Annotated in this window: 20 protein-coding genes and 1 pseudogene; 9 read left to right on the forward strand and 12 right to left on the reverse strand. The window is 70.2% G+C overall.

From position 1 onward, the window contains the following. Nucleotides 1-69 precede the first annotated feature (69 nt). Complete coding sequence (locus ABZ386_RS14165) at nucleotides 70-399, reverse strand: hypothetical protein (protein ID WP_114255892.1); 330 nt, start codon at nucleotides 397-399, stop codon at nucleotides 70-72. Nucleotides 400-533: 134 nt separating this feature from the next. On the opposite strand from ABZ386_RS14165, the gene ABZ386_RS14170 reads away from it, so the two are divergent. Continuing rightward, nucleotides 534-1358 carry a rhomboid family intramembrane serine protease gene (locus ABZ386_RS14170; protein WP_355717932.1) on the forward strand — a complete coding sequence of 275 codons (825 nt, stop codon included), beginning with the start codon at nucleotides 534-536 and terminating at the stop codon, nucleotides 1356-1358. A gap of 83 nt (nucleotides 1359-1441) precedes the next feature. On the opposite strand, the gene ABZ386_RS14175 is transcribed toward ABZ386_RS14170, so the two are convergent. The 3 genes from ABZ386_RS14175 to ABZ386_RS14185 all read right to left on the reverse strand — a co-directional run bounded on the left by ABZ386_RS14175 (nucleotide 1442) and on the right by ABZ386_RS14185 (nucleotide 4055). Continuing rightward, nucleotides 1442-2086, reverse strand: a complete 645-nt coding sequence (locus ABZ386_RS14175; protein WP_358964821.1) for a response regulator transcription factor — start codon at nucleotides 2084-2086, stop codon at nucleotides 1442-1444. Then, complete coding sequence (locus ABZ386_RS14180) at nucleotides 2077-3162, reverse strand: sensor histidine kinase (protein ID WP_356615415.1); 1086 nt, start codon at nucleotides 3160-3162, stop codon at nucleotides 2077-2079. The genes ABZ386_RS14175 and ABZ386_RS14180 overlap by 10 nt, the downstream gene beginning before the upstream one ends. A 230-nt stretch (nucleotides 3163-3392) precedes the next feature. Continuing rightward, on the reverse strand, nucleotides 3393-4055 hold the full coding sequence (locus tag ABZ386_RS14185) for a DedA family protein (RefSeq protein WP_351334561.1): 663 nt from the start codon (nucleotides 4053-4055) through the stop codon (nucleotides 3393-3395). A gap of 310 nt (nucleotides 4056-4365) precedes the next feature. Between ABZ386_RS14185 and ABZ386_RS14190 the strand changes: the two genes are divergently transcribed. Next, on the forward strand, nucleotides 4366-5556 hold the full coding sequence (locus ABZ386_RS14190; RefSeq protein ID WP_358964822.1) for an AAA family ATPase: 1191 nt from the start codon (nucleotides 4366-4368) through the stop codon (nucleotides 5554-5556). 220 nt (nucleotides 5557-5776) lie between these two features. Here the strand turns inward: ABZ386_RS14190 and ABZ386_RS14195 are convergent, their stop codons facing one another. The 4 genes and pseudogenes from ABZ386_RS14195 to ABZ386_RS14210 all read right to left on the reverse strand — a co-directional run bounded on the left by ABZ386_RS14195 (nucleotide 5777) and on the right by ABZ386_RS14210 (nucleotide 10581). Beyond that, on the reverse strand, nucleotides 5777-5998 hold the full coding sequence (locus ABZ386_RS14195) for a hypothetical protein (protein WP_355717948.1): 222 nt from the start codon (nucleotides 5996-5998) through the stop codon (nucleotides 5777-5779). 624 nt (nucleotides 5999-6622) lie between these two features. Continuing rightward, nucleotides 6623-6859: a hypothetical protein gene (locus tag ABZ386_RS14200; protein ID WP_358964910.1), complete on the reverse strand. Its 237-nt coding sequence runs from the start codon at nucleotides 6857-6859 to the stop codon at nucleotides 6623-6625. Nucleotides 6860-6865: 6 nt separating this feature from the next. Continuing rightward, nucleotides 6866-8954: pseudogene (locus ABZ386_RS14205) on the reverse strand (RHS repeat-associated core domain-containing protein); the annotation flags it as partial. Between the two features lie 457 nt (nucleotides 8955-9411). Next, nucleotides 9412-10581, reverse strand: a complete 1170-nt coding sequence (locus ABZ386_RS14210; protein WP_358964903.1) for a helix-turn-helix domain-containing protein — start codon at nucleotides 10579-10581, stop codon at nucleotides 9412-9414. Between ABZ386_RS14210 and ABZ386_RS14215 the strand changes: the two genes are divergently transcribed. From ABZ386_RS14215 to ABZ386_RS14230, 4 genes are read left to right on the forward strand one after another with little or no spacing between them, the layout of a single operon-like run. Continuing rightward, nucleotides 10580-11956, forward strand: coding sequence for a DegT/DnrJ/EryC1/StrS family aminotransferase (locus ABZ386_RS14215; RefSeq protein WP_358964823.1), 1377 nt, complete (start codon nucleotides 10580-10582; stop codon nucleotides 11954-11956). The genes ABZ386_RS14210 and ABZ386_RS14215 overlap by 2 nt on opposite strands. Nucleotides 11957-11960: 4 nt before the next feature. Further along, on the forward strand, nucleotides 11961-12824 hold the full coding sequence (locus ABZ386_RS14220; protein ID WP_351334553.1) for an HAD-IIB family hydrolase: 864 nt from the start codon (nucleotides 11961-11963) through the stop codon (nucleotides 12822-12824). 58 nt (nucleotides 12825-12882) lie between these two features. Continuing rightward, nucleotides 12883-13956 (forward strand): Gfo/Idh/MocA family oxidoreductase, encoded by a 1074-nt coding sequence (locus ABZ386_RS14225; protein WP_358964824.1) that lies wholly within the window; start codon nucleotides 12883-12885, stop codon nucleotides 13954-13956. 49 nt (nucleotides 13957-14005) lie between these two features. Then, nucleotides 14006-15214 carry an MFS transporter gene (locus ABZ386_RS14230; protein WP_358964825.1) on the forward strand — a complete coding sequence of 403 codons (1209 nt, stop codon included), beginning with the start codon at nucleotides 14006-14008 and terminating at the stop codon, nucleotides 15212-15214. Between the two features lie 13 nt (nucleotides 15215-15227). On the opposite strand, the gene hemE is transcribed toward ABZ386_RS14230, so the two are convergent. Continuing rightward, on the reverse strand, nucleotides 15228-16295 hold the full coding sequence (hemE, locus tag ABZ386_RS14235; RefSeq protein ID WP_351334545.1) for a uroporphyrinogen decarboxylase: 1068 nt from the start codon (nucleotides 16293-16295) through the stop codon (nucleotides 15228-15230). 102 nt (nucleotides 16296-16397) lie between these two features. Here hemE and ABZ386_RS14240 point away from each other — a divergent pair, with 102 nt between their 5' ends. The 3 genes from ABZ386_RS14240 to ABZ386_RS14250 all read left to right on the forward strand — a co-directional run bounded on the left by ABZ386_RS14240 (nucleotide 16398) and on the right by ABZ386_RS14250 (nucleotide 19535). Further along, a complete protein-coding gene (locus tag ABZ386_RS14240) occupies nucleotides 16398-17072 on the forward strand; it encodes a DUF3000 domain-containing protein (protein ID WP_114255884.1) in 675 nt (224 codons plus the stop codon). A gap of 324 nt (nucleotides 17073-17396) precedes the next feature. Continuing rightward, nucleotides 17397-18059, forward strand: coding sequence for a response regulator transcription factor (locus ABZ386_RS14245; RefSeq protein ID WP_003993737.1), 663 nt, complete (start codon nucleotides 17397-17399; stop codon nucleotides 18057-18059). 186 nt (nucleotides 18060-18245) lie between these two features. Next, entirely contained in the window at nucleotides 18246-19535 is a 1290-nt protein-coding gene (locus tag ABZ386_RS14250; protein WP_351334541.1) for a ribonuclease D, read from the forward strand. Nucleotides 19536-19605: 70 nt separating this feature from the next. On the opposite strand, the gene ABZ386_RS14255 is transcribed toward ABZ386_RS14250, so the two are convergent. From ABZ386_RS14255 to ABZ386_RS14265, 3 genes are read right to left on the reverse strand one after another with little or no spacing between them, the layout of a single operon-like run. Beyond that, entirely contained in the window at nucleotides 19606-20436 is an 831-nt protein-coding gene (locus ABZ386_RS14255) for a carbohydrate ABC transporter permease (RefSeq protein WP_355728311.1), read from the reverse strand. Then, nucleotides 20433-21374 carry a sugar ABC transporter permease gene (locus tag ABZ386_RS14260; protein ID WP_351334536.1) on the reverse strand — a complete coding sequence of 314 codons (942 nt, stop codon included), beginning with the start codon at nucleotides 21372-21374 and terminating at the stop codon, nucleotides 20433-20435. Before ABZ386_RS14260 ends, ABZ386_RS14255 begins: the two co-directional genes overlap by 4 nt. Further along, nucleotides 21374-22687 carry an ABC transporter substrate-binding protein gene (locus ABZ386_RS14265; RefSeq protein WP_358964826.1) on the reverse strand — a complete coding sequence of 438 codons (1314 nt, stop codon included), beginning with the start codon at nucleotides 22685-22687 and terminating at the stop codon, nucleotides 21374-21376. The genes ABZ386_RS14260 and ABZ386_RS14265 overlap by 1 nt, the downstream gene beginning before the upstream one ends. Between the last annotated feature and the right edge of the window lie 14 nt (nucleotides 22688-22701).

The following is a 22701-nucleotide window of genomic DNA, read 5'->3' on the forward strand; positions in this document are numbered from 1 at the left end:
CGATGTGCGGCCCGCCGCGTGGGCGCGAACGGCCACAACGAGCCGCACCCGCGCCCCTGCGGCGAGACCCTACGCTGTCCCGGCCGTGCCGGTGATCCGGTCGATCGCCTGCCGCGCCTGCTCCGCCGGCGGCCGGGACGGCAACGACGAAACCGACGCCGAAGACGTCACGGCCGGCGGCTGCTCCCCCGCCGGCTTCGCATGCGCGGCCACCCGCGACGAACGCAGCCGATGGCTCACCGCCTCCTCCAGCGTCACCGGCCGCCGCATCTGGGACGCCAGCCGCCCGGCCTCCTGGCCGAGGCGCGCCACGTCCTCCCAGGGAAGCCGCACCACCAGCGTCAGCTCCGCCTCACCGTCCGGCAGCGCGTGCATCGGAGGAGTAACTCGGTCGTTCATCGCCTGATCCTCACGTCGGCCCCGCGACCCGCCTTCCCCGCGCCGCGGGCGGTTGCCGACACATACGCACGCCCGGACGGCTGCGTTCACCGGCCCCGCCGATTCACCGGCGGCGCTCGGGGCACAGGTGTGATGTGGTCATCCCCGTTCACGATGTCAACCCGGTGCGGCGTACCCCGTGGGTGACGTACGCCCTGATCGCGGCCAACTTCGTCGTGTTCCTGCGCACCCCGGGCCTGGCGGGCTCCCTCGCGGGCGAGAGCAGTCTGGCCCAGCTCTGCCACCTCCAGGCGTTCCTGGACCACTACGCGGCGGTACCCCAGGAGCTGATCCACCATCAGCTGCCGCGGCTGGTGCCCACGGGCGACATCGGCGTGGGCCCGCGGGGAGCGGGCTGCGTGGTCGGCCCGCCGCCCTACGACAAGTCCCCGGAGCTGAGCGTCCTGACGGCGATGTTCCTGCACGGCAGCTGGCTGCACCTGCTGGGCAACATGCTGTTCCTGTGGATCTTCGGCAACAACATCGAGGACCGCATGGGCCACATCCGCTTCCTGCTCTTCTACGCGGTCTGCGGCTACGCGTCCGCGTACGCCTTCGCCCTCGCGAACTCCGACTCGGGCGCCCCGTTGATCGGCGCCTCCGGGGCGATCGCCGGTGTCCTCGGCGCCTACCTCGTGCTGTACCCGAAGGCCCGCGTCTGGGTCCTGGTGCCCTTCCTGATCTTCCTGCCGCTCAGGCTGCCCGCGTGGATCGTCCTGGGGCTGTGGTTCGCCCTCCAGGCCGTGTACTCGTCCGGAGAGGCCGTCTCCGCCGCCGGCGACGTGGCCTATCTGGCGCACGTCGCGGGCTTCCTGGCGGGCATGCTGATCGCCTGGCCGCTGCGCCCCGGCACACCACCGCCCCCTGAACCGCGCGGCCTGCTGCTCGGCAGGCGGGCCCGGCCCCAGCGGCCGTGGTGAGAGCGCCTGCCTCACTGCCAGGAGGGTGCGTCAGCCAGGCTCGCAGCGGACTCAGTCGATCGTCTTGATGACGCCCGGCGTCCCTACGACTTCAGATACCTCAGGACCGCCAGAATCCGCCGGCTGTAACCGGTGGTACGGGTCAACTCCAGCTTGTCGAAGATCGCGTTGAGGTTCTTCTCCACCGCACTCAGTGAGATGTGCAGCTTCTGCGCGATCGCCGTGTTGGTATGCCCCTGGGCCAGGGTCTCGAGAACGCTGCGTTCGCGGGGCGTGAGACGGGTCAGCGGATCTGCGTGTGTCGTGCGGAGGACCAGTTGTCGCACCACCTCGGGGTCGATGGCAGCGCCCCCCGCCTGGATGCGTTCCAACGCGTCCAGGAACTCCTCCACCTGAGCGACGCGGTCCTTGAGGAGGTATCCCACCCGTTCAGCGTGGGAGGCCAGCAATTGCACCGCATAGTTGCGCTCGATGTGCTGAGACAGCACCAGCACGCCGACCTCCGGCCACCGCTCGCGGATCTCCAGCGCCGCGCGCAGCCCCTCGTCGGTGTGCGTCGGAGGCATCCGGATGTCGAGGACGATGACGTCGGGTCGCCGCGAGGCCACCTCCGCGAGCAGGAGATCGGCGTCGCCGAACGCGCCCAGGACCTCGTGCCCCTCCTCGACGAGGAGCCGGACCAGCCCCTCGCGCAGCAGGGTCGAGTCCTCGGCGATCATCAGGCGCATGGCAGCTCCGCGGTGATGGTGGTGGGTCCCCCTTCAGGGCTGTCGACGTGCAGGACGCCGTCGAGCGCGGCCGTCCTGCTGCGCAGTCCGCCCAGCCCACTGCCCGCAGGGTTCGCGCCGCCCTTGCCGTTGTCCTGGACCCGCACCGTGAGCACGCTGCCGCGGAGCACCACCCGCACGGAGACGGCCGTGGCACGGGAGTGCTTGGCCGCGTTGGTCACGGATTCCGACACCACGAAGTACGCCGCGGTTTCCACCGGTTGTGGCAGTGGCCCACCGACGTCGAACTCGATACGGACGGGGATGCCGCACCGCTCGGACACTCCTCCCAGCGCCTCCTCGAGCCCCAGACTGTCCAACGCCGAGGGGTAGACCCGCCAGGTCACCTCGCGGAGTTCCGCGAGGAGGTCCCGGGACTCCTCGTGCGCCTGGCGCAGCAGGGCGTCTGCTTGCTCGGGGCTGCGTCCCCGGCGTGCCCGTCCGAGCAGCATGCCCAGCGCCACCAGCCGCTGCTGGATGCCGTCGTGGAGGTCCCGCTCGATGCGCCGGCGTTCGGCATCCACCGCCTGCACGACCGCTGCCCGGCTGGTGGCCAGTTCATGGATGCGCCGCTCCAGCCGTTCCCGCTCGGAGGGGCCGAAACACTCGCGGGCGATGCGCGCGTCCAGGGTTGCGAGTGAGTGGAGCCCCTGGACGTCGAGGAAGAGCAGCACACTGCCGAGGAGCACCTGCATCACCAACTCGTCCCAGAGGACGGTTCCCTGCGCCAGCCCCCGCACGAGCAGCCCCGCCAGGACGATGCCGAAACCCAGCAGCCCGAGCACGACGCCGCACAGCAGTCCCGTGTAGCTGCGGACCGCCAGATAGCGAAGCAGCTTCGGGTCGGACGCCTTGTAGTGCTCGGGGAAGCGGTCGCCGAAGAAGACGGCCCGGCGGGTCCGCTCCAGGGCCGTCAGCCGACGGGCCCCGGTCATGAGGATGCCGAGGGCACTGGCGCGGGTGAGCGGCCACAGCAGGAAAGGGCCGAGGGCGGTGCCTACGAGGAGGAAGTAGAGGAAGCCGAGCCAGGCCGTCACGCAGCCGAGGAACGTACCGACGCTCCGACGCGGCCAGGAGGCCGACGGGACCGCTGCGTCGTCGCCCCCTCCGGCGTCGTCCTGGACCGGTAAGCGCGGCAGGTGATCGGCGGTGCTGCCTGCGGAATCCCCCTGCACGAGGGGAGAGCCTAGTGAGGCCGCACAGCCGGAGCAAGATCGCTCAGGCTGTGCGCTGGGCGGGGACACTGGGCGAGCCTGCCTTCGGCGGGTCAGGAAGTGCGGCGGTGCTGGGCCTGGTTGCGGCCCCGCAGCCGTACAGCCACGTAGCCCGCACAGGCGACGACCACCAGGACCAGCACCGCCTTGGAGAGGATCCCGACGTAGGTCTCCACCACCTCCCACTGGTCGCCCAGCCAGTAACCGGCCATCACCAGGACGGAGTTCCAGATCAGGCTGCCGAGCGTGGTCAGCATGACGAACACGGCCAGGGGCATGCGCTCCACCCCGGCGGGGACGGAGATGAGGCTGCGGAAGATCGGCACCATGCGGCCGAGGAAGACCGCCTTGGTTCCGTGCTTCACGAACCACCGCTCCGTGCGCTCCAGGTCGGAAGCCTTCACCAGCGGCAGCTTCGCCCAGATCGCGTGCATGCGTTCACGGCCGAAGAGCATGCCGACCCAGTAGAGGACCACGGCTCCTGCCACCGAGCCGAGCGTGGTCCAGAACAGCGCTGAGGCCAGGGTGAGAACTCCCTGCCCGGCGGCGAACCCGGTCAGCGGCAGGATCACCTCGCTCGGCAGCGGCGGGAAGAGGTTCTCCAGCGCGATCGCCAGGCCGGCTCCCGGACCGCCCAGGGCGTCGACGAGATCGGCGGCCCAGCCCGCGATGCCGTCGGCGGGCTCCTGCGGCAGGGCCAAGGACATGAGGCGCATACGAGTCTCCCAACTGGCGGGTGGGCCGGGGCAGGCACCCCGACTGCCCTCCAAGCTAGAAATCGCAGCTCAGCGGCGGTATGCGGATTGCCGTCCGGTCCGGTGGTGTTTTCCGCACCACTCACCCTGCGGAAAACCGCACCCGTGCGGACCGGGCGCGGCGCCGGCTGATCCTCGTGGGGGCGTTCGCGGGCGCCAAAATCTGTCGACAAGCACGGGCGCGACGGAGAGAATCCCGGGCCATGGTCTCTGTCAGCGAACTCGCGCTTCGCCGGCTCACGGCGCATCGCCCCGATCTGGCGGCAAGCCGGTGAAGGACGCTGTGTTCCCCGTGCTGTGGCTCTGCGGGCCGCCGGGAGTCGGTAAGACCACGGTCGCCTGGGAGATGTACTCCCACCTCATACGGACCGGGATCGAGAGCGGTTTCGTCGACATCGACCAGTTGGGGATCTGCTACCCCGAGCCTGCGGGGGATCCGGGGCGGCACCGGATGAAGGCACGCAATGTCGATGCGGTGCTGGCCGGTTTCCGCGCGGCCGGCGCCCGGTGTCTCATCGTTTCGGGTGTCGTCGATCCCGCGTGCGGAGTGCACGTCGACCAGATCCCGCAGGCCGCGGTGACGGTCTGCCGCCTGCGTGCCGACCGGGAGGTGCTTCGGCAGCGGTTCACCGGTCGCGGAGGGCCTGCCGAGTTGGTCGACGAGGTGCTGCGGGAAGCCGACGCCCTGGACGCGAGCACCTTCGCGGACGCCTGCGTCGACACCAGCGGACTGCTGGTGGACGAGGTGGCGCGGCGTGTCGGGGAGCGAACCGGCGGATGGCCGGCCTCGGCTCTCGACCGGTCGGCTGACGCGCCCGAGCCGTCGGCGGTCACCGCCGCGGGCAGGAGCGCGGCCTCGGCGCAGGCGGAGCCTTCCGCCGATCTTCCGGTTCTGTGGCTGTGCGGCGCGACCGGCGTCGGCAAGTCGACGGTCGGCTTCGAGGTCTACCGAAGAGTCCTGGGCGCTGGTGCCACCGCCGCGTATCTCGACCTCGACCAGCTCGGCTTCTGCGGTCCGATTCCGGATGCTCCCGCCGACCATCGGGTCAAGGCCCGCAATCTGGCCGCGGTGTGGCGGACTTACCGTGCGGCCGGGGCACAGTGCCTGATCATGTCCGGCCCGGTCGAGGACGAGGCCACGGTCAAGGCGTACGCCGAGGCGCTGCCCGCAACCGAGCTCACGCTGTGCCGACTGCACGCCAGACGGCAGCACCTGACGGAACGCATCATGTCCCGTGGCCAAGGCGGCAGTTGGACCCAACCGGGCGACCCGTTGCGGGGGCAGTCCGTCACACACCTGCGCCACGTCGCCGACCGGGCGGTGGCATCGGCCGCCGGCCTCGAAGACGCCGGGATCGGTGATCTGCGCATCGACACCGACGGACGTACCGTCGAACAGGTAGCCGACGCGATCACCGCCAATGCCGCCTTGTCGGGGCGGTTTCCCTTCGCGCCGTCATAGCCGCACGAGTCGCGACCGCCGGGGACCCACTGGTGTTGTCACGCCACTTCGTCCGTCACTTCTGCCGATCACGGAGCCGCCCTTTGACGACGAACTCCTTGCTTCTCCTAGCTGTTACGCCGCACCAGAAGAATCGTGATGATGATCGCGAAGAGCACCACCATTCCTATCGCCAGAATCGGGCTCCATGAGGGCCCTTTCGGCTTTGCCAGGAGGGCGGCTACTGGACTCCCAGGACACCCGTGAGTACGAGCACTCCGCACAGCGTCATACCGGCTCCGACCACCACGGGCATGACTCTGGCCATAGCGGGCTTTTCGCGATTGGCCCTACCGAAGACGTTCTCGTTCTTCATCGAGCGCCTGGCAAGGGCCTGACTTCCGAGCATCAGCACACTTCCGATGATCACCGCGCCGATTCCTACCAGGGTGCGCTCATTCATCGGTTTCTCCCATCGCCAGTAATAGTAATTCACCTCTTACGCAGGCGCCGTACAGCGATGATCACGGCGAAGAGCACTGCGACACCGATGAGGAAATACAGCAACGGCCCGGTCACCGGCTCCTTGCCCTCCGCAGCCAGCGTCCTGATGTCCCTTCTCTTTTCCTTTCACCGAAGGCCGTGGGTGGCCGGTGGCCGCCCACGGCAAAGTTGAAAGTGTCTTGCAGACCCGAACAACTTGCTGGCGACGCCGGCCTTCCCGCCGACGAAGCGGACTACGCCGGTCATCGCGATCTTCGACCCGCTTTAGCCGTTAGCCGTTGCTCCCGCCATCTCCAGCCCTGCCGAGGAGGCCGCGAGGCCACCCACTACGAGGGCGCCGCCGGAGATGAAGACAGAGGCGAGCCAAGCGGTAGAGGCCGGTGGCGTCGTGGTAGCCGCTGGCGAACTGCTACGCCTGCGGCTACTTCCTCTTCCGCGCTTGCGCGATGGCGAAGACAACGAAGGCGAGGATGGCTATTCCGAACAACAGCCACAGAGGGACACCATCAAGCCCCTTGTAGGCCATCACCGTCTTATCAGTAGCTGATCGCACGAGAAATCCTTCGGTAGAGGTTGTCTTGGTTCAGCTTGTTGCGTCTTCGTAGGCCGCCTCAGTTGCTTCGCCGACCGCCATTCCACCGACCGCGCAGGGGATCGCACCGGCGCCTCCGGTCAGGTAAGTGCAGCCGGCGGTGAACGCCTTGTCAGCGGCGAAGCTGAGCGCTGTTCCAGCTGCTGCCTTGTAGTCACCTGTCACCCACTGACCGGCGAATTCACCGACGGCTATAGCGTCCCCAGCCTTGCCGACGGCGTCCATCACGCCGTTGAGGCTGAGGGTGCCGTTCGGGTCGATGCGGTTGACGGGGTCGCCTTCGGCGTAGAGGTAGGGGTTCTTCTCCTGGCCGGAGGGGTCGGGGCTGGTGAAGCGGCCGATGTTGGGTCGTAGTAGCGGGCCGAGAAGTGGTACAGGCCGGTCGGGTCCTGGAAGCCGCCGGCGAACCGGTAGGGCTGGGAGACCTTTTCGGTGGTGGTGCCGCGTTCGACGCCGCGCGGGCTGTAGCCGTAGGTGTTCACCTTGGTGCCGGTCTCGTCGGCGAGCGCGACGACGGAGCCGATCGCGTCGGTGAGGTAGTAGTACGACTTACCCCCGGTCGTCATGGAGTTCAAGGTGCCCCCGGGTTCCCGGTTGAATCCCATGTCGACGCCGGCCGTGGTCTTGGCCGAAAGGCCGAGCGGACCGTTGTGGAAGAAGGTGTCACCGAGTTTGACGCGCTCGCTCTGGTCGGTGGAGCCGTACTGCCCGGCGTATGTCTTGCCGGCGACGGTGATCGACGTCAACTGGCTGTAGTCGGACCAGGTTTCCCCGGTCCGGGTGCCCTCGGGGGTCGAGGCACCGGCGGTCTCGTTGCCGGTCTTGTCGTAGGACCAGTTGGTGGTGGAGCCGTTCTTGGCGGTGATCTGCTGGGCGTCGTTGACGGTGTAGGTGGTGCCGCGCGGGCAGCCCTGCTCGACGCCCTGGCTGGTGAGGTTGCCGGCCTGGTCGTAGCAGTAACTGCCAGGAGGAGTTCAGCGTGGTGCCCTTCTCCTCCTTGGCGTAGGAGAAGCGGCCGGCGCTGTCGTAGGTGTACGTGGTCTTCAGTCCGGTGACGGCGTCGGTCCGGGTGCGGATCTTGGCGCCGTCCGTACCGGCGTGGGAGTAGGAGTAGGCGAGGTCGACCAGGGTGCCCTTGGGTGAGGTCGCCTTGATCTTCTCGGGCCGGCTGGACTTGTCCGGGGTGACCTCCTGAACCGTGCCGCCCGGGTAGGTCGCCGTGGTCCGGAAGTCGTTGGCGTTGTACTTGTACGTGGTGGTCCTGCCGGTCGGGTCCTTCAGCTCGGCGAGCTTGTTGACCTCGTTCCAGGTGAAGTCGGTGACGCCGGCCGGGTCCTCGTAGGTGTCGACGTTGCCGGCCGGGGTGTAGGTGAGCTTGGTCTGCGAGCCGTTCTGCAGGGTGCGGACCGTCTCCCTGGACAGCGGGTCGAAGTCGTACGTGGTCACGCCCGTGCCGTCGTCGCGCTGTCTGGTCGTCGTAGGTGAAGACCGTGACCCGTCCCTTAGGTGTCGTGATCTTCGTCAGGCGGCGGGAGGAGTCGTAGCCGAAGACGGTCGGCTTGCCCTCGGTGTCGGTGGACTTGGCCAGGTCGCCGGCCTCATTGAGGTCGAAGACGGCGGTGCGGCCGGTGTGGTCCTTGGCCTGCCACTGGCTCGCGTCCGTCCTGACCAGGTCGATCCAGCGGCCGGAGCGGGTCTCGGTGAGCTTGAAGCCCCTGTGCTCGGCTCCCTCGTCGTGCTGGTCGACGGTGATGGTGCCCTTGTTCCTGTCCGTGACCTTGGTCAGCGTGCCGTGCGCGTCGTAGGTGTCCTTCGAGCCGGACTTGCGGTCGGTCAGCGTGTAGGTGCCGTCGGCGTTCTCGGTGAAGCGGACCGTGGCCCCGGTGGCGTCGTAGAGGACGACCTCGTCGGTGAACAGGTGCAGACAGCGCTCGTACTCGTGCCACCACCGCTGGGACACCTTGCCCCACGGTGCGTCGAAGGAGTTGTACGTCCGCGCCAGACGCAGTTTCTTGCCCACACCCTCGATCTCGAAGTCGGTGGCGGCGAGCATCAGGTTGCCGGTGGAGAGATTGATCCTCGCCACCAGGGAGTCGGTGATCCGGAAGTCCGAGATCTTGTGCCAGGGCACCGCGCCCTGGTCCTCCGGGACGTACACGGTCGCCGCCGCAGCGGCCCCCGCCGAAGCGGACGGCGCCTTCGGCGGCTCGGGTGTCTCACCGGTACGCGCGCGTTCCTTCTGTTCCGCCCGCCACGCGGCCTGCTCCTTCGTCGGTTCGGCCTCAGCCACGCCGGGCACGGGCTGGGTCTTGCCGACCTTCACCGGCGGAACCTGGAAGTCGGTCTTCTTGCCCCACACCGACGTGGGCCCCGGATCCGCCGGCGACGGCGCGGCGAACACCGGCGAGGCCGGAGCGAGCAGCGACAGCGTTGCCAGCGCGGCTAAAAGTCAGTAGCGCACCGGTCTGCGGGCACGCCGGACAGGCGTGCCGGAAGCACGTGAGTGCATGCATTCCCCCACAGGAAGTCAGACCCGGAGACCCCTACGGTCACCGGGGCCCCACAACCTGTCACGAGAAGCACACAAACAGGCGTGCTGTGCCCGGAAAGTGCCGTCGCATGCGACGCGGAATCAGCCGCACCCCTTCCCCTGGTGCGCGCCCCCGCAGGTGTGAGAAAGGAACTGATTCCGGTGCGTTCCGGGGCTGTCCCGCGTCCGTCCACGCCTTGCGGATCGCCCGAAAGGGCTCACAAGTTGTCTCACGGCAAGGAAAACGGGTTCAGCTACCGTCCGGTTCGTCCTCCGTGGGCAGCAGCAGGACGTAGCGGAGTTCCTGTCGGTACGCGGGGAGCAGCACCTGCGACGTGACCTTGATGGTCTCCGGGCTGACGTGCGGCAGGCGCAGTTCGTAGCGGTGGCCGTGCCGGTAGGCGAGGACCTTGGCGCCGCGGTCCCACAGGTCGCGGCAGGCGCGGTCGGCCAGCACGGCGTCGCGCAGGGCGCCGAGGGCGGTGTCGTCGGGCCGGGTCACCAGCGCGAACCGCAGCAGGGCGAGGTACTGCGCGGCGTGCCGGGGCCAGTCCACGATCTGTTCGCGGGCCGCGTTCGTGGTCAGGGCCCAGCGCATCAGGTTGGCGTCCGGTTCCCGCACCCAGGGGAACCAACGGGCCATGGCGGCGTTGTGGTCGAGGACGTTCCACGCCTGGTCGGTCAGATAGCTGGGGAAGCCGATCCGCGCCGAGGTGAGGGCGGCCAACTCCTCGGTGGCGCCGCGCGGGTCCTGCTCACCGGGCTGCCGTCCGCCGGCACCGCCGAGGGCGTGGCCGTGCAGGGCCATGCGTTCGTCGGAGCCGAGCAGCAGGGCCCGGGAAAGACGTTCGAGGATTTCCATGGAAAGCGGGACGTGCGCCCCGGTCTCGAGATTCCGGTACCACCGCTCACTCACCCCCATCCGACGCGCCACCTCTTTTTGAGGTAACTGTCTTCCCCTGTTCATTTTGTTTCCCGCATCCATCCGCCAAGCGCGCAGCAGATCCGGCAGGGCTTCACGTGACACGGCTCGCACCCACTCCCTCTGCGTATCACCGGGGAAACACACCGTAACAAGGCCCGGCGGGGCCTGCGAAAGGGGGTGACATATGCCCTGGTCGCCGGGGTGGAGCTGGGGAACCGGCAGAATTATGCCGGTTGTCGACCGGTTGTCCGCCCCGTTTCCCAGGGACGGTTCCCGGGGTTTCCTGGGATTTCCGGGGGCTCCGGGCGCGGCAAAAAGATGCCGGTTGACGGAGCTTGTCGACCGCTGCCAGCATCGCCGACGTGTGCCGCCCCCCCATCCCTCGCGGAAATAGATTCGAGCACTATTCGGCAGCCATTCCCTCCGTATTCCCGATGCCCCTGCGCACGCGTCGGCGCAGTTTTTCTCCGCTCTTCGAACGCAAGGAGTACGCATGACCGTCTCCACCGCCGACCCCGCCACGACCACCGGCTCCACAGCCACCGGCTCCGCCCTCCTCGGGGACAGCCGCAGCCTGCACCGGGTGGTCGAGGACCTCGCCGGCGGCGTGCGGATCACCCACCCCGTGCGGGAGGCCCTCGCCAACCGGGAGCTGGCGAGCACCCTGTCGGCGTGGAACTCCGCTCCCGGGGACCCCGACCTGTTCGTCGCCTCCCTGTTCCCGGAGCCGGCGCAGGTCTCGCACGTCCCGTTCCTGCCGAAGGAACGGCTGCTGTCGCCCCGGGAGAAGAGCGCCGCCGCCGAGGCGTTCGCGCAGGTCCTGGAGAGCTGTGAGTTCACGAGCGGTCCGGCGGTCACCGCGTTCGAGGACGCCGTCGCCGACCTCGCGGGCATGAACTGCGCGGTCGCGACCGGCAGCGGGACCGACGCGCTCGTCCTCGCCCTGCGCGCGGTGGGCGTCGAACCGGGCGACGAGGTGATCCTCCCGGCCAACAGCTTCGCCGCCACCGAGAACGCGGTCTTCGCCTGCGGCGCGGTCCCCGTCCTCGCCGACGTGACCACCGACGGCAACCTGGACCCGGTGTCGGTGGCGGAGCAGGTCACCCCGCGCACCGTGGCGGTCCTGCCCGTCCACCTCTACGGCAAGCTCGCCGACATGGCCGGGCTGCGGGCCGTCGCGGACCGGTACGCGCTGCGGATCGTCGAGGACGCCTGCCAGGCGATCGGGGTGACCGGTGTCGGGCGGTACTCCGACGCGGCGGCCCTCAGCTTCAACCCGTACAAGAACGTCGGCCTGTGCGGGAAGGCCGGTGCCGTCGTCACCGACACGGCCGAGATCGCCGAGCGCTGCCGGGTGGCCGGCTACCACGGCTTCGCGCCGGGGCGGAAGAACGTCAAGTGCGAGGCGTACGGCCTCAACGCGCGCGTCGACAACACCATGGCCGCGATCGGCCTGGCCCTGCTGCCGTGGACGGGTCTGCGGGGGCTGCGGCGGACGTATCTCGCCCGGCGTTACGTGGAGGCGCTGCGCCCGCTGGCCGAGGAGAGCGTGCTGGAGACGCCCGTCTTCGCGCCCGACCACTCCTGGCACCTGTTCCCGGTGCTGGTGGACGGCGGTGCGCCGGCCCGCGACGCCCTGCTGGACGAGCTGGCGCGGCGGAACAGGGTGGAGACGGACGTCTACTACCCGGTACTGACCCACCGCCAGCAGACCCCGGTGCGCGAGCGGTTCTTCGGGCGGGCGCGGCTGCCGCGGACCGAGTGGCTGCACGACCGGGTGCTGCACCTTCCGCTGCACGCGGGGCTGTCCCTCGGCGAGCAGGACCGCGTGGTCGAGGCCCTGTACGCGGCGACGCGCCCGGGCCGGTGACGCCGTGACCGACACCCTGCCCCTCGACGGCGCTCCCGCCCCGTCGCCCGCGCTGCGGCTGCCGGACCGTGTCGGCTGGGCCGCGTTCTCCGACTTCGACGAGACCTACCTGGCCCACGCCGCCACCCCCGAACAGCGCGCCCACCTGGCCGCGTTGGAGGAGTACCTGCTGACCGACGCCGTGCGGCACGGTCTGCTGTTCGGCTGGGTCACCGGCAGCTCGGCGGCCTCCGTGCGGGAGAAGATGGCGCGCTGCGGCGCCCGCGTCCTGCCGCACTTCGTGGCCGGCGCCCTGGGCACCGAGCTGACGTTCTTCCCCGACGGCGTCGCCCGCCCCGACCCCGAGTGGCGGCAGGTGCTGCGGGACAGCGGCTTCGACCGGGCCCGGGTCGAACGGGCCGTGGAGCGGCTCGCCCGGCACGGCGTCGAACTGTTCCCGCAGGACACCGGCCACCGCACCGAGTTCCTCGTCAACTACTACTTCCGCTCCCTCGGCGACCCGCGGCGCGACGAACAGGGCCTCGGCCTGGTGCGCGAACTGGCCGCCGAGTACGGCATCGGCCTCAACATCAGCCGCTGCAACCCGGCCACCGGAGATCCCGCCGACTGCTACGACGTCGACTTCCTGCCGGCGGTGTGCGGCAAGCGCAACGTCGTGCGGCACCTGTGCGCCCGCTTCGGCGTCGACCCGGAGCGCACCCTCGCGTTCGGCGACAGCGGCAACGACCTGGAGATGCTGGGCGCCGTGCGGCACGGCTACCTCGTCGCCAACTGCACACCGGAGGCCCGGGACCGCTTCCCGCGGGTCTCGCCCCACCCGCACACCCAGGCCCTCCTGCACGCCTTCCGTCACCACCTCGGCCACTGAACCGCTCCTCGGGCCCGGCCGTTCCGGGCCCGAGGGCCGTCCCTGAAAGAGGAAGACCATGAAGATCGGAATCATCGGCGCCGGCGGCATAGCCCTCGCCCATCTGCGGGCCGCCGAAACTGTTACCGGCGTCGAGGCCGCCGGTGTGTACGACGTGATGCCCGACAAGGCCGCGGAGCTGGCCGGCCGCTTCGGCTGCGCCGCCTTCTCCTCCACGACCGAGCTGTACGAGCGGGTGGACGCGGTCGTCATCGCCTCCCCCAACCACACGCACGCCGACTACGCCGAGGACGCCGTCCGGCACGGCCGGCACGTGCTGTGCGAGAAGCCGATGACGACGACGGTGGCGGAGGCCGAGCGGATCACCGCGCTGGCCGAGGAGAGCGGCCTGGTGTGCGCCATGGGCTTCAACTACCGCTACCTGGACGCCATCGGCGAGATCCGGAACCTGGTGCGCGGCGGGGAGCTGGGCTCCGTCCTCTTCGCCGAGGCCGGTTTCCGGCGCGGCAGCGCCCTGACCCGCTCCCGCTTCACCTGGCGGGACAGCGCCCTGGGCCGGTCGACCAGCGGCTCCCTGGGTGATCTGGGCGTGCACCTGGTCGACATGCTGGACCGGCTCTTCGACAGCCCGGTCGACAGCACGAGCTGCCGCACCAAGCTCCAGGTGAACGTGCCGCAGAAGGAGGGCCAGGACGTCCAGGTCGACGACTACGCCTTCGTCAGCGGCCTGCTGGAGAACGGCACCTTCTTCAACCTGACGACCTCCAAGTCCTCGCTGCCGGAGGAGCTCGGCTTCTCCCTGAAGATCATCGGTGACCGCAAGGAGCTGTACTACCACTCCAAGGACGACACGACGTACTTCCTGAAGTCCCGTGTCACCTGGGAGCAGGGCACCTTCGCCCGCGAGGAGGTGCTCGCCTCGCCGCCGGGCGAGGTGCCCGGCTGGAGCGACACCTTCCGGCACCAGCTGCGGGAGTGGCGCGACGCGGTAACCGCCCGGGACGGCGGCGCCGGGCGGAGTGCCGACAGCGCCCTGGCCGGCTTCGGTGACGGGCTGCGCAGCCAGCGCGTCCTGGAACGCCTGCTGACCGGCGACCAGCGGTACGCGCTCGCCGCCCCGGTGAGCCGGTGACCCGGCGGCAGCGGCCCGTCGCACGCGACGCAGGGAAGAGGAACGCCCCTTGACCGGCACCTCCACGCAGGCCGCGCCGCCGGACACCACCGTGGCGCGGCCCCTGTTCAGCCCGTTCGCCGTCGTCGCGTCCTGCGTGGGCTTCGCCCTGATCGGGGCCCTCCAGGCGCTGTACGGCCCGGCGATCCCCGCGTTCCGCACGGAGTTCGGCCTGTCGCCGGCCGCCGCCGGGCTGAGTCTGAGCGCTCACTTCGTCGGCGGGGTGGCCGGGGTGCTGCTGCTGAACCGGGTGCACGGGCGGCTGGGCAACAGAACGCTGCTGTCCGCCAGTTACGCGCTGATGGCCCTCGGCGGGACCGGCTTCGCGCTGGCCCCCGCCTGGGAGTGGGCGCTGGCCTGCGCGATGGTGACCGGGGTGGGCTTCGGCGGCATCGACTACGGCCTCAACCAGCTGTTCTCGGTGGGGTTCGGCCGCCGCAGCCCGGCGATGCTCAACATCATCGGCGCCGCCTACGGACTCGGTGCCGTGGGCGGCCCGGCGCTCCTGGGTCTGCTCGGCCCGGGACGTTATCCCGCCGTCTTCGCGGGGTTCGCCGCGCTGTCCGCCGTCCTGGTGCTGGCGCAGCGCGGCGTCCGCGAGGGCGGGGAGACACCCGCCGAACCCGCCGAGGAGGCGGAGGAGACCGATGGGCGGGCGCCCGGTGTGCGCGCCTCGGCGGCCCTGGTCGTCACCGTCTTCATCGTGCTGTACGTCCTGATGGTGGCGGTGGAGACGGGGGTCGGCGGCTGGGAGCCGACGCATCTGGAGTCCGTCGGGCACGACGCGGCGACGGTGGCCACGGCCACCTCGGCGTTCTGGCTGATGGTGACGGTGGGACGGCTGCTGGTCGCACCGCTGACGCTGCGCTGGTCCGTGCAGACGATCATGGTGGTCAGCTCCGTCGGCATGGTGGCCTGCCTGCTGCTGGCCCTGATCCCGGCGGCGGCCCCGTACGCGTACGCCGGCGTCGGCCTCTTCCACGCGCCGATCTTCCCCACGGGCCTGCCGTGGCTGTCCCGGGCGGTGCCCCGGGCACGACGGGCGGGGGCCTACGTCATCGCCGCCTCGATGATCGGCGGGGTCGCCGCAGGGCCGGTCCTGGGCAAGGGCATCGAACTGGCCGGCGTCGACGCCGTGCCGGTGCTGCTGGCCCTGCCCGCGGCCGGCTGCCTGGCGGCGACCTGGTGGCTGATCCGGGCGACCCGCGTGAGGCCCTGAGACCAGGGAGCCGTCAGCGGGCGGTGCGCGTGTGGACGTACTCCACGAGCCGCGTCAGCGCGTCCGGGTCGGTGGACGGCATGACGCCGTGGCCGAGGTTGAAGACGTGGCCCTCCAGGCCCGCCGCCGAGTCCAGGACCTCCCGGGTCTTGGCCTCGACGGCCTCGGTGCCGGCGAACAGCACGGTCGGGTCGAGGTTGCCCTGGAGCGCCTTGCCCGGGCCGACGCGCCGGACGGCCTCGTCGAGCGGGACGCGCCAGTCGACGCCGACGACGTCCGCCCCGGCCTCGCCCATCAGGCCCAGCAGCTCGCCGGTGCCGACGCCGAAGTGGATGCGCGGGACGCCGTAGCCGGCCACGGCCTCGAAGACCTTCGCCGACGCCGGCAGCACCGAGCGCCGGTAGTCGGCGGGGGCCAGGGCACCGGCCCAGGAGTCGAAGAGCTGGACCGCCGAGGCGCCCGCCTCGATCTGCACCTTGAGGAACGCGGCCGTGATGTCGGCGAGGCGGTCGAGCAGGTCGGCCCAGAGCCCGGGGTCGCCGTACATCATCGCCTTGGCGTTCTCGTACGTGCGGGACGGGCCGCCCTCGACGAGGTAGCTGGCGAGGGTGAAGGGCGCGCCGGCGAAGCCGATCAGGGGCGTGGCGCCGAGCTCGCGGACGAGCAGGCCGATGGCCTCGGTGACGTAGGAGACGTCCTCGGGGGTCAGGTCACGGAGCTGCGCGAGGTCGGCGCGGGTACGGATCGGGCGCTCCACGACCGGGCCGACGCCGGGCTTGATGTCGAGGTCGACGCCGATGGCCTTGAGCGGGACGACGATGTCGCTGAAGTAGATCGCGGCGTCCACGCCGTGCCGGCGGACCGGCTGGAGGGTGATCTCGGTGACCAGTTCGGGCCGCATGCAGGATTCCAGCATCGGGACGCCCTCGCGCACCTTGCGGTACTCCGGCAGTGAGCGCCCGGCCTGCCGCATGAACCACACCGGTGTGTGCGGGACGGGCTCGCGCCGGCAGGCCTTGAGGAAGGCGGAGTCGTACGGGGCGGACGGCTGCGGGGCCCGGGGGGCGTCGTTGGCACTCACGGGCCCAAGTTTCGCACGCCGCCGGACAGCCCGATTCAGCCCCTGGGCAGGCGCGGGGTGTCTAGCCCGGCACCCGGGCTCCGGTCCCCGTAATCTTCCCGCATGGCTGCGGCTCAGGGACGACTGTCGGACGGCGCTGGCGGAATGGACGAAGCGAAGGACACCGAGAACGACCGGCGGGAGGCGGACTCCGCCCCGCTGCCCTTCCGGGCCGCCGTCGACGCGCTCAGGGCGGCGCGGCTGCGGCCCCAGATCGAGGTGGAGCCGACGCCGGCGCCCAAGCGGCTCGCCCCGTACTCCCACGCGCTGGAGGCCGCGGTCGTCGACGGCGACCAGGACCTGGCCGACGGCCGGCTGGTGCTGCTGCACGACCCGGCCGGGCACGACGCCTGGCAGGGCACGTTCCGGCTGGTGACGCTGGTGCGCGCGGAGCTGGAGCCGGAGATGGCCGCGGATCCGCTGCTGCCGGAGGTGTGCTGGTCCTGGCTGACCGGCGCGCTCCAGACGCGCGGGCTGACGTACGGGGAGCCGAGCGGCACGGTCACGCGTGCGAGCTCGCACTACTTCGGTGGGCTGTCGGCGCGGCCGGCCGCCTCGCAGATCGAGATCCGCGCGTCCTGGACGCCGCGCGAGGGCCTGGGCGGGGTCCCTGACACCGCCGCGCACCTCGCGTCCTGGTGCGATCTGCTCGCCCAGGTCGCGGGGCTGCCGCCGGCCGGGCCCGGGGACGCGTCGGTGGTCACGCTGCCGCAGCGGCGGGGGCCGCAGTCCCGCTGATCGAACCCGTTCCGACCCCGTACTGATCGAACCTGTACGGGGCGGTCAACCATGCCCTGTCGACGATCACACCTGCGTCCCCCTCTTGGCCGAATCACTTTGTCGATACGGCCACTTTCGACCGCGTAGCGACGCAGACCGAAACCGTTCGACCTTCGAATGATCGACCGCGTGTCCGAATTGCACGGATTGTTATCACCGAATCGTGATCATTCTCTAAAGGCGGACGGGTTCGGTGCCGAAGACGACTGTGACCTTGAAAGCACGGTTCGTCCCAGCTTCACCCCCCACGAGCCGGCCCCGTCCCGCACCCCAGGAGGCCTGGTGTCCGTTCTCCTCGAGCAGCCCGCAAGCCTGGTCGCCTACCGCCCGAACAAGCCGACCGCCATGGTGGTCGTGGCCGACCCCCGCGTCCGCTCCACCGTCACCCGCCACCTGTGGGCGCTCGGTGTGCGCGATGTCATCGAGGCCTCGTCCATCGCGGAGGCTCGTCCCCGCATCGGCAACCCCCGCGACATCTGCGTCGCCGACGTCCACCTGCCGGATGGCTCCGGCCTCACCCTGCTGTCCGAGACCCGCGCCGCGGGCTGGCCCAACGGACTCGCCCTCTCCGCCGCCGACGACATCGGCGCCGTGCGCAACGCGCTCGCCGGAGGTGTGAAGGGCTACGTCGTCACCGGCACCCGTACCAACGTCGGGCTCCCCACCCGGCCGGGCGCCGCCCCCATCGGCGCCGCCGCCGCGCGGCTGCACCGCCGCCCCCCGGGTGCCCCGAGCCACCCGGGCGGCTACCGCGAGCTGTCCGGCCGCGAGGTGGAGGTGCTGCGGCTGGTCGCGGAGGGCCAGTCGAACAAGGCGATCGGCGTCTCGATGGGCCTGTCCGCGCTGACCGTCAAGAGCCACCTCGCCCGCATCGCGCGCAAGCTCGGCACGGGCGACCGTGCCGGCATGGTCGCGGTGGCGCTGCGGACCGGGATCATCCACTGACCCGCCCCGCCATGAACCCAGCTGATCGTCCACTCATGTGAACGGGTCCGGCCGCCGGTCCCGTTCACGACACTCACGGCTCGCGAATCCGCCACTTCCCCGACATGACTGGTTTGCGACCCCCGGGCGCCCGTCGACGGAACGTTCCGTCGGCGGGCGCTGTCCATACATGGATACCCTTGACAGGTGACCGACGCCCACGACACCGCAGCAGACAGCTCACTGCGAACCACCGGAGGCGCCCCTCCGGACGACGGCGGATCTTCTGCTACGGAGGCGCCGATCCCCTTGTTGGAGCCGCGTGAGGGCATTCCGCCCGTGATCGCGGACGAGGCCGCCCTGGCCCGGACGATCGCCGCCTTCGAGGCGGGTTCCGGCCCCGTCGCCGTCGACGCCGAGCGGGCGTCCGGCTACCGCTACGGCCAGCGCGCCTACCTCGTGCAGCTGCGCCGCGAAGGCGCCGGGACGGCGCTGATCGACCCCGTGGCCTGCCCCGACCTGTCCGCGCTGGGCGAGGCCCTCTCCGGCGTCGAGTGGGTGCTGCACGCCGCCACCCAGGACCTGCCGTGCCTGCGCGAGATAGGCATGGTGCCGACGCGGCTGTTCGACACGGAGCTGGCCGGGCGGCTCGCCGGGTTCCCCCGGGTCGGCCTCGGCGCGATGGTCGAGGGCGTGCTGGGCTTCGTCCTGGAGAAGGGGCACTCCGCCGTCGACTGGTCGACCCGGCCGCTGCCCGAGCCCTGGCTGCGGTACGCGGCGCTGGACGTCGAGCTGCTCGTCGACCTGCGCGACGCGCTGGAGAAGGAGCTGGACCGGCAGGGCAAGCTGGAGTGGGCCCGGCAGGAGTTCGACGCGATCGCCTCGGCCCCGCCGCCCGAGCCCCGCAAGGACCCCTGGCGGCGCACGTCCGGCATGCACAAGGTGCGCAGGCGGCGGCAGCTGGCCGTCGTCCGGGAGCTGTGGCAGACCCGGGACCGGATCGCGCAGCGGCGGGACGTCTCGCCGGGCAAGGTGCTCGGGGACGCGGCCATCGTGGAGGCCGCGCTGGCCCTTCCGGCCAACGTGCACGCGCTGGCCGCGCTGAACGGTTTCGGGCACCGGATGGGCAAGCGGCAGCTGGAGCAGTGGCAGGCGGCGGTGGACCGGGCGAAGGTGCTGAGCGAGGCGCAGTTGCCGCAGCCGGGGCAGCCGGTGGCGGGACCGCCGCCGCCGCGGGCCTGGGCGGACAAGGATCCCGCGGCGGCGGCTCGGCTCTCCGCGGCACGGGCGGCGGTTTCGGCTCTGGCCGAGGAGCTCAACATGCCGCAGGAGAACCTGATCGCGCCGGACACCGTGCGGCGGGTGTGCTGGGAGCCGCCGGCGGTGGTGGACGCGGAGTCTGTCGCGGAGGCGCTGGCTGGTCATGGGGCCCGGGGCTGGCAGGTCGAGCAGGTCACGCCTGTTCTGGTGACTGCTTTGTCCGCCGAGGCGCCGTAGAGGGTCTTCTCGTGCGGCGGGTGCAGGTGGTTCGTGGTGGTTCGCGCAGTTCCCCGCGCCCCTCAGGTCCTCACCTGGTGGCCCCTCGGGTGAAGCCGTTGTAGATGTAGCGCTGGAGGCACAGGAAGACGATCAAAGTGGGGAGGATCACCAGGATCGCTCCCGCCGAGATGGTTTCCCAGTGGGCGCCGAAGGGGCCCTTGAAGCGGAACAGGGACGTCGAGATCACGCCAAGATCTTCCGACGGCATGTAGAGGAACGGAATGTAGAAGTCGTTGTAGGTGGTGATGCCCTTGACGATCACCACCGTGGCGACCGCCGGCCGCAGCAAGGGGAAGATGATCTTGCGGTAGATCGTGAACGCGTTGGCGCCGTCCAGGCGGGCCGCCTCGTCCAGCGAGGTCGGGATGGAGCGGACGAACTGCAGGAAGATGTAGATCGAGACGATGTCCGTGCCCATGTAGAGGGCGATCGGCGCCCAGAGGCTGTCGAACATGCCGAAGCTGTTGACGATCTGGAAGGTCGCCACCTGCGTGGTGACGCCGGGGACCAGCGCGGCGACCAGGAACAGCGCCACGACCAGCTTCCGGAAGCGGAAGGTGAACCGGTCGATCGCGTACGCCGTCATCGAGCCGATGAGGACCGTGCCGCCGATGGCGAAGAGCAGGATCACCGCCGTGTTGGCGAACGCCGGGAGCATCCGGCCGTCCTGGAACGCCGTGACGTAGTTGCCGAAGTTCAGCGGGTCGTCGGGGAGCGCGAGGGCTCCGCTGTCGTCCGCCATCTCCCGCTCGGACTTCAGGGAGGTCAGGAGCACGGCGGCCAGCGGGAGCAGGACCACCACCGTCGCGGCGATCAGGGACAGGTACACCAGGGCGCGGGCGACTGCGCGGCGTGTCATGCGAGGTCCACCTTGTCGTCGGGGACGAGGCGGCGCTGCACCCAGGTCACCGCCAGGACGATCAGCAGCAGCACGATCGCGGCCGCCGAGGCGAGCCCCGTCTTGTTGAACTGGAAGGCCAGCTTCACGGTCTGGATCACGAAGGTCTCCGTGCCGGTCGCGCCGCCGGTCATGATGTACGGGATCTCGAAGACCGACAGGGAACCCGAGATCGACAGGATCACGGTGAGGGACAGCACCGGCTTGATGCCCGGCGCGATGATGTGGCGGAACTGGTGCCAGCGGTTCGCTCCGTCCAGTTCGGCCGCCTCGTACAGCTCCCCGGGGATGGACTGGATGGCGCCCAGGAAGAGGACGAAGTTCAGGCCGAGGTAGCGCCAGACCGAGACGGCGGCGAGGGAGGTGTTCGCCGACTCCGGGGTGCCCAGCCAGGCGCGGTCCGTCTCCACGCCGAACAGGCCCAGCACCGAGTCGAGGGTGCCGCCGTCCTGGAAGAAGTAGAGGAAGACGAAGCCGATCGCGACCCCGTTGATCAGGTACGGGAAGAACAGCACGCCCTTGAAGAAGTTCCGGAAGCGGACGTTGAAGCTCAGGATCGTCGCGAAGTACAGCGCGGCGACGATCTGGACGACCGAGGCGACCAGGTAGTAGCCGCTGACCCAGAAGACCTCGAACAGATCGGGGCGGGTGAAGAGTTCGGTGTAGTTCTCGGCGCCCGTGTAGCGCAGCTCGGGGCTCACGCCGTCCCAGTCGGTGAAGCTGTACGCGACCATGTTGGCGATCGGCGCGTAGGTGAAGACGATCAGGAGTGTGAGCGGGGCCAGCAGGAAGAGCCAGGGGGTGGCCCCGCGCCACAGACGGGTCCGGCGCGGGGCGGGGGCGGCGGCCCCCGGCCCCGCGGCGGCCTGCACGGCCGCCGTCTCGGTCGTGCTGGCCATCAGTACCCCAGCGCCTTCTGGGTCTCGGTCCACTTCTCACCGAGGCCGTCCAGGTAGTCGTCCGGGTCGCCCTTCCTGGCGCCGCGGGCCATGTCGACGAGTTCCTTGCGGTAGTCGGGCGTGTTGATGCCGACCTCGGACTGGTTCTCGAGGGTCTTCAGCTCGGCGCCCTTGCTGTCGTCGAGGTCGAGGAACTTGACGCCCGCCTCCTCGTACGGCTTCAGGACGTCGGGCAGCGGGCCGTCCTTGAGCGGCGACAGCGCCAGGTTGTCCTCGGCGTAGCCGGACTTGTCGGTGAACCAGTCGATCCAGGCGCGGGCGGCTTCCTTGTGGTCGGAGTGGATGTTGACGGCCTGCTGGTAATCGGGCGACGTCACCGCGCAGAACGTGCCGTCCTTCTGGGCGGGGAAGGGCATGAACCCGATGTCGTCCGGGTCGGCGCCGGCCTGCTTCGCCGCGCCCTGCATCTGGATGACCGCCCAGGAGCCGAGCCACATGGTGGCGATCTCGCCCTTGGCCAGCCTGGGCTTGGACGCCTCCCAGTTGGTGGTCGTCGGGTCCTTCTCGGAGAGCCCCTCGTGCACGATGTCGTACAGCAGGCTGTCCGCCACCCGCAGTTCGCCGCCCTCGGCCCAGGGGTTGCCCTCGACCCATCTGGTGGTGGCCTGCTCGTCGCAGCTCACCGAGCCCTTGACCCCGGTCCACTGGCTGAGCGGCCAGCCGTCCTTGAAGTTGGTGTAGTAGGGCACCGCGTCGGTCTTCGCCTTGATGGCCTTGAGGCCGGCGAGGAACTCGGCCGGTGTCGTGGGCCAGTCGGTGACCCCGGCCCGGCTCCACACCTTCTTGTTGTAGATGAACCCCGGGACCGCGCCGAGCGGGCTCTGGCCGTAGACCTTGCCGTCGACTGCCGTGTAGTCGGTGAAGCGGTACTTCTTGCCCCGCTCCTCCTTGCCGCCCAGCGAGGCGAAGAACTTGGGGTAGTCCTTCTTCTCGATCACCGCGGGGATCATGAGGACGTCCCCGTAGTTCTCCGTGTTCATACGGATCTTGACTTCGCCCTCGTAGTCGGTGATGCCGTCGAACTCGACCTTCACCTTGGGGTACGTCTTGTTGAACTCGGCGACGTACTTCTTCATCGTCCCGTCCTGCACGAGGTCGGTCCGGTGGGTGAGGACGGTGATGGTTCCGCTGACCTTGGCGGGGTCGTCGGGCGCCTCGGCGTCGGCGCCCTTGGTGGCGCCCCCGCTTCCGGTACAGCCGGAAGCCAGCAGGGCGGCCCCCACGGCGAGGGCCAGGACGATACGGCGGTTCATGTGCATCAGCTCCG

Origin of the sequence: Streptomyces sp. NPDC006140, from assembly GCF_040628815.1 — a bacterium.
Lineage (GTDB): Bacteria > Actinomycetota > Actinomycetes > Streptomycetales > Streptomycetaceae > Streptomyces.

Coding starts and splice junctions, on each gene's coding strand:
- ABZ386_RS14165 (WP_114255892.1), bottom strand. CDS start 399: ATGAACGACCGAGTTACTCCTCCGATGCACGCGCTGCCGGACGGTGAG.
- ABZ386_RS14175 (WP_358964821.1), bottom strand. CDS start 2,086: ATGCGCCTGATGATCGCCGAGGACTCGACCCTGCTGCGCGAGGGGCTG.
- ABZ386_RS14185 (WP_351334561.1), bottom strand. CDS start 4,055: ATGCGCCTCATGTCCTTGGCCCTGCCGCAGGAGCCCGCCGACGGCATC.
- ABZ386_RS14195 (WP_355717948.1), bottom strand. CDS start 5,998: ATGAATGAGCGCACCCTGGTAGGAATCGGCGCGGTGATCATCGGAAGT.
- ABZ386_RS14215 (WP_358964823.1), top strand. CDS start 10,580: ATGACCGTCTCCACCGCCGACCCCGCCACGACCACCGGCTCCACAGCC.
- ABZ386_RS14210 (WP_358964903.1), bottom strand. CDS start 10,581: ATGCGTACTCCTTGCGTTCGAAGAGCGGAGAAAAACTGCGCCGACGCG.
- ABZ386_RS14225 (WP_358964824.1), top strand. CDS start 12,883: ATGAAGATCGGAATCATCGGCGCCGGCGGCATAGCCCTCGCCCATCTG.
- ABZ386_RS14240 (WP_114255884.1), top strand. CDS start 16,398: ATGGCTGCGGCTCAGGGACGACTGTCGGACGGCGCTGGCGGAATGGAC.
- ABZ386_RS14255 (WP_355728311.1), bottom strand. CDS start 20,436: ATGACACGCCGCGCAGTCGCCCGCGCCCTGGTGTACCTGTCCCTGATC.
- ABZ386_RS14260 (WP_351334536.1), bottom strand. CDS start 21,374: ATGGCCAGCACGACCGAGACGGCGGCCGTGCAGGCCGCCGCGGGGCCG.
- ABZ386_RS14265 (WP_358964826.1), bottom strand. CDS start 22,687: ATGAACCGCCGTATCGTCCTGGCCCTCGCCGTGGGGGCCGCCCTGCTG.